5 protein-coding genes are annotated in these 5,320 nt (G+C 65.1%); 1 reads left to right on the top strand and 4 read right to left on the bottom strand.

The window, feature by feature from the left end; translation table 11 throughout:
* Positions 1–18: 18 nt before the first annotated feature.
* Genes vanX through vanH form a run of 3 tightly spaced genes read right to left on the bottom strand, consistent with a single transcriptional unit; the run spans position 19 to position 2,634 of the window.
* A complete protein-coding gene (gene vanX, locus VXC91_RS41990; RefSeq protein WP_329512616.1) occupies positions 19–627 on the bottom strand; it encodes a D-Ala-D-Ala dipeptidase VanX in 609 nt (202 codons plus the stop codon).
* Entirely contained in the window at positions 624–1,664 is a 1,041-nt protein-coding gene (gene vanA-Sc / locus VXC91_RS41985; RefSeq protein WP_329512615.1) for a D-alanine--(R)-lactate ligase VanA-Sc, read from the bottom strand. Before vanA-Sc ends, vanX begins: the two co-directional genes overlap by 4 nt.
* Positions 1,657–2,634: a D-lactate dehydrogenase VanH gene (gene vanH / locus VXC91_RS41980; RefSeq protein WP_329512614.1), complete on the bottom strand. Its 978-nt coding sequence runs from the start codon at positions 2,632–2,634 to the stop codon at positions 1,657–1,659. The genes vanA-Sc and vanH overlap by 8 nt, the downstream gene beginning before the upstream one ends.
* A 106-nt stretch (positions 2,635–2,740) precedes the next feature.
* Here vanH and VXC91_RS41975 point away from each other — a divergent pair, with 106 nt between their 5' ends.
* Positions 2,741–4,084, top strand: coding sequence for a UDP-N-acetylmuramoyl-tripeptide--D-alanyl-D-alanine ligase (locus VXC91_RS41975; protein WP_329512613.1), 1,344 nt, complete (start codon positions 2,741–2,743; stop codon positions 4,082–4,084).
* Positions 4,085–4,112: 28 nt separating this feature from the next.
* Here the strand turns inward: VXC91_RS41975 and VXC91_RS41970 are convergent, their stop codons facing one another.
* Positions 4,113–5,258: a lipid II:glycine glycyltransferase FemX gene (locus VXC91_RS41970; RefSeq protein ID WP_329512617.1), complete on the bottom strand. Its 1,146-nt coding sequence runs from the start codon at positions 5,256–5,258 to the stop codon at positions 4,113–4,115.
* Positions 5,259–5,320: the final 62 nt, after the last annotated feature.

Genomic DNA, 5,320 nt, shown 5'->3' with positions numbered 1-5,320 from the left:
ACTAAATTCGAAGACCCGCTATGTGATGGGAAAATCGAAATAGGTGTCCGGATAAGGTTCGTCTTTGAGAGTGTAATGCCACCACTCGCAATCGTATGCGCTGAAACCGCACGTCTCCATGATGGACCGAAGGTACTGACGGTTCCTCGCTTCGGCTTGCGTGATCCCTTTTGCTCCATGATGCGAGATGGAATCCATCAAGTCATGGTCACCGCCCATGGGAGCGAGCTCACCGGTGGCCAAGCCATAGAGCGTCAGGTCAACCGTGCTGCCCCGACTGTGGCCCGACTTGGCGGCCACATATCCCATTTCGAACATCTCGGCTCTGCCGATATTCGGATAGTGCCGTAACTTCGTCCGGCCATCCTCCGGCTGTTCCGACCAGCGCAGAAAGCAGTCGACAGCGCGCTGCGGGCGATAACCGTCCCAGAGCAGCAAGCCGAAACCGAGGGATTCGGCCTTCTCTCGCGCTCGCTCCAGGGCTGTACACAAAGCCCTCGTGCCGACGATTCGATTGGCCAGATACCCGTCCACGGGCTTGCCGGTGAAGTTGTCCCACGTGGCGTACTTGGCATCCCAGCGTATTCCGGATGCCAGCTCGTCCACAAAGACGAAGTCCTCCTTCATCGGCTTTTCCCTGTCAATGCCAGCGACACCGTCAGGTCGATCACTTCGCCGAGCGGCACCCCTGCGGCGGCCATCATCCTCGGATAACGGCTGTACGACGTCATACCGGGAAACGTATTGACCTCGTTGAGGACTACTGCTCCATCCTCCTTGAGGAACAGGTCCACCCGCGCCAGTCCCCTGCATCCCAAGGCGCGGTATACGGCCATGGCCGTCTCCTGAACGAGCAAGCGCGACTCCGCTGGAATGTCAGCGGGAACGATTGCCGTTGAGTTGTCAGAACCGGTTTCAGGCTCATCCTCCTGATGGATTCGGAAGAAGCCGTGAGAGAGATCGATTCGATCCACCTCGCCCGCCATCAAATCCAGTTCGTTCCCCAGGATGGCGCATCCGATCTCGCTGCCGACGACAGCCTCTTCGATCAGCACCTTCGAGTCATACTGCCTTGCGGTTTCCACCGCGCTCAGCAGTTCCTCTTCTCGGGATACCTTGGTGACGCCGAAAGATGACCCCGAACGGGCCGGCTTCACGAAGACCGGATAGGTGAGCCGGTCGGGATCAATGTTCTCGTCCGCCGCGACGGTCCAGAAATTCGGCGTAGCGATTCCCGCGCTTCTGGCGACGATGTAGGCAAGGGATTTGTCCATGCACAGAGCGGAACTCTGCACATCGCAGCCCACATAGGGGATGCCGGAGAGCTCCAGCAACCCCTGCATCGCACCATCCTCGCCGAGCTTGCCGTGCAGCACGGGCAGCACGACGTCCAGAGGGATCGTTTCGTACCGCCCCTGCTCCTGGACAAGCAGTCCGCGCACGCTGCTGTCGGGCGACAGCACAGCCGGACGGCAATTTCCGTTCTCCCAATCCGCGTCGGGGCCGTCACAGAGCTTCCAGGCACCGTCCCTCGTAATGCCGATATAGAATGGTTCGTACTTCTCGACATCGAGGTTCCTGGCGACCTCTTGCGCAGATTTGACGGATATGGGGTGCTCTTCGGAACGGCCCCCGAATATGATCCCGACCTTCAGCCTATCCATGCTGGTTCCCGCTTTCGAATTTCAGGCAGTTGGTGATGGAGTTTTCGACCGTGTCACTCAGGGCATGGCCCGTGTAGTAGGCAGTGTGCGGACTGATGAGCACATTCGGCAGCTCTTGCAGCCGCAACAGCACCTTGCTTTCAATGGGCTTATTTCGGCAGTCGGCGTAGAAGATGCCTTCCTCGCCTTCGAGAACATCCAGCGCCGCACCGCCCAATCTGCCGCTTCCCAATGCAGAAACAAGGGCCTCAGTATCGATAAGCGCACCGCGTCCCGTATTGACGATGAACGCACCGTGCTTCATCTGCTCCATACGCTGCCGATTCAGCAGATGGCGCGTATCCGCGTGAAGCGGTGCGTGGAGCGTAACAATGTCGCTCTGCTGCAGCAGCTCATCGAGCGGAACGTAGTCGACAGCGACCTTGGGGCGATTGTCATGAGCGAGTATTCGACAGCCGAAACCCCGCAGCCTGTCAATGACCGCAGCGCCGATGCGGCCGGTTCCAATCACCCCGACGGTCAGATCGCGCAGCTCTTTCCCACGCGCTTCACTCAGTCTGTAATCGTGCATATCTGCACGACGGATGATGGATTTTGCATCTCGCACCGCCATCAACATCATCATCAGCGTGTAGTCGGCCACGCTGTCCGGCGAATAGGCGACGTTTTCAACCGAAATGCCGACGCTGTCGGCGTATTCCACATCGATATGGTTGTACCCGATGCTTCGCGTAGAGATATACGTCACGCCGGCTTGACCAAGCGCAAGAAGAGTGGCGTTTGTGATGGGAGTCTTATGGCCGACACTGATGCATCGGCTTCCGGATGCCAGCTCAATATTGGCTTCGGATACCGGTGCGTCTGTGATGGTCGGCGTCACGCCGAAGCGAGGCGCCAGCTCTCGGAACAAGACGGCCTCATCTGGGCCGCACCCATAGATGGCGATTCGGGGCGGTTCGCTGTAGGTCATGCCTACAGTCAAGGCGGCGTGGTGTTGCCGGAACGTATGTGGTTTTCGATATGCCGGCGATACACCGCGGCACCTTGACTGGGGGCATGACCTTCAGGGAAACAGCATGATCCCCCTCAGCCTCGGCGAGATCACCGAGGTCGTCGGCGGCAAGGTCGAGGGCGACAGCTCCGTGACAGTGACCGCGCCGGCCGTTCTCGACGGCCGGCAGGCCGAGCCGGGCGGCCTCTTCGTCGCCTTCACCGGCGAGCACGTCGACGGCCATGACTACGCCGGCCAGGCCGGCCGTGCCGGCGCGGTGGCCGTACTCGGCTCCCGGCCCACGCCGCTGCCCACCGTCGTCGTCGAGGACCCCCAGGCCGGCCTGCAGGCGCTCGCCGCCCACGTCGTGGCCCGGCTGCGCGACGGGCTGACCGTCGTCGGGCTGACCGGCTCCCAAGGCAAGACCAGCACCAAAGACCTGCTGGCGGCCGTGCTTTCGAGCACCGCGCCGACGATCGCCACGATCGGCTCGCTCAACAACGAGCTCGGCGTGCCGCTCACCATGCTGCGCGCCGACGCGGCCACCCGGTTCCTCGTCCTTGAGATGGGAGCCCGCCACATTGGCGACATTGCCGAGCTCACCGGCTTGGTCGCGCCCGACATCGCCGTCGTCCTCAACGTCGGCCAGGCCCACCTCGGCGAGTTCGGGTCGCGCGCGGCCATCACCAAGGCCAAGGGCGAGCTGGTGCAGGGGCTGGCGCCCGGCGGCACCGCCGTCCTCAACGGCGACGATGCCCGGGTGGTCGCGATGCGCTCGCTCACCGACGGTCCGGTGCTGACCTTCGGCCGGGCAGAGCACGCCGACGTGCGGGCGCTCGGCCTGGCGCTGGACCGGCTCGGCCGGCCGTCCTTCACGCTGCGGGCCGTCGACGCTTCGGTTCCCGTCGCGCTGCCGCTCGTGGGCGCCCACCAGGCGCTCAACGCGTCGGCTGCCGCGGCCGCGGGGCTGGCGTCCGGCGTACCCCTCGACGTGGCCACGGCGGCGCTGGCCACCTCTTCGCTGTCGAAGTGGCGCATGGAGCTGCGCGACCTCGTCGGCGGCGCGACGCTGCTCAACGACTCCTACAACGCCAACCCCGACTCGACCCGCGCCGCCCTGGACGCGCTGGCGGCGATCGAGGGCGGGCGCCGCATCGCCGTCCTCGGCGAGATGCTCGAGCTCGGCGACGACAGTGAGGCCGAGCACCGTGCTGTCGGGGCGTACGCCGCCTCCCGGGCCGACGTGGTGGCCGCGGTCGGCGAGGCCACCCGGCCGATCGCCGACGGCGCGGGAGAGCGGGCGGTGGCGCTGGCCGACAACGACGCGGCCGTCGACTGGCTGCGCGGCCACCTCGCCGCCGGCGATGTGGTGCTCGTCAAGGCCTCCCGCGGGGCGCGCCTCGACGAGGTCGCCGCCGCGCTCGCGTAGCCGGCCAGGCCGAAGTCCACCTTGCGACTCAGCGCCCGCGCCGCCTCATGTAGAGGTCGAAAGCCCGGTAGACCATCGGCCGCAGCGGCAGGTCCCACTCGCCGACGTACCGCACCGCCTGACCGCCGGTGCCGACCTTAAACTGGATCAGTCCGACGTGCGAGTCGTCGGCGTCGAGGGTGGGGGTGATACCGCGCAGGTCATAGACGTCGCAGCTGGCCGCAAGGGAGTCGCGGATCATCGCCCACTGGCAGGCGTTGGAGCCGCGCACCTCGCGCTTCTCGGTGGAGGAGGCACCGTAGGCGTACACCGCGTGGGCGCCGACGCGGACCAGGATGGTGGCGGCGACCAATTCGCCCTGATGGCGGGCCAGGTAGAGCTTGATCCGCTCGGGGTCCTCGGCACGCAGCGCCGCGAACATGGTCTCGAAGTAGCGCAGCGGCCGAGGCGTGAAGTGGTCGCGCTCGGCGGTGTGGACGTAGAGGTCGTGGAACGCCTTCAGGTCCTCGCCGACCGTGACCTCGACGCCCTCCTTGGCCGCCTTCTTGATGTTGCGGCGCCACTGCTGGTTCATGCCCCTGAGCAGGTCTTCCTCGGTCCTGCCGGCCAGCGGAACCTCGTATTTGAACTGCGGATGCCCGACCCCGAAGCCGTCCTCCGGGTTCTGCGGCAGCCAGCTGGCGTTCCTGAGTTGATCGGTCACGCGGGCGCCGACCGAGTCGTCCCACTGGCTGGGCATCTCGGTGAGCCGCTTGATGCCCGGATCGGCGATGCCCTCCTTGACCTGGGCGGCGCTCCAGGTGTTCGTGTACACCGGCGGGCCGAGCCGGATCGCGAACGCGCCGTGTGCCTTGAGATATGCCGCCAGCGGATCGAGCCACGCGTCGATCTCGCCGGTCCAGTCGATGACCGGGCCCTCGGGCAGATAGGCCAGCGTGAAGCGGTCGAGCCGCGGCACCGGGCGGTGCAGGACGAGCCCGGCGCCGACCAGGCGCCGACCGTCGAACCAGCCGAGGGACTCGCTGCGCCACTCGGTCTTGACGCGGGCCCATGCCGGGGTCTGCAGGAAGCTGACCGACCGCTGTGTCCGCACGAACGCCAAGTGCTCGGCGGCGCTGATCGGTTCGACGGTCAGGCTCACGCCCGCTGTTCGTGCTGGTTCGCTGTAGGACATGCCTTCAGTCAAGGCGGCATGGTGTTGTCGGCGCGTATGTGGTTTTCGATATGCCGACGATA

Origin of the sequence: Streptomyces chiangmaiensis (assembly GCF_036281785.1) — a bacterium.
GTDB classification, from domain to species: domain Bacteria; phylum Actinomycetota; class Actinomycetes; order Streptomycetales; family Streptomycetaceae; genus Streptomyces; species Streptomyces chiangmaiensis.
This window is presented reverse-complemented; position numbering and strand designations above follow the sequence as displayed.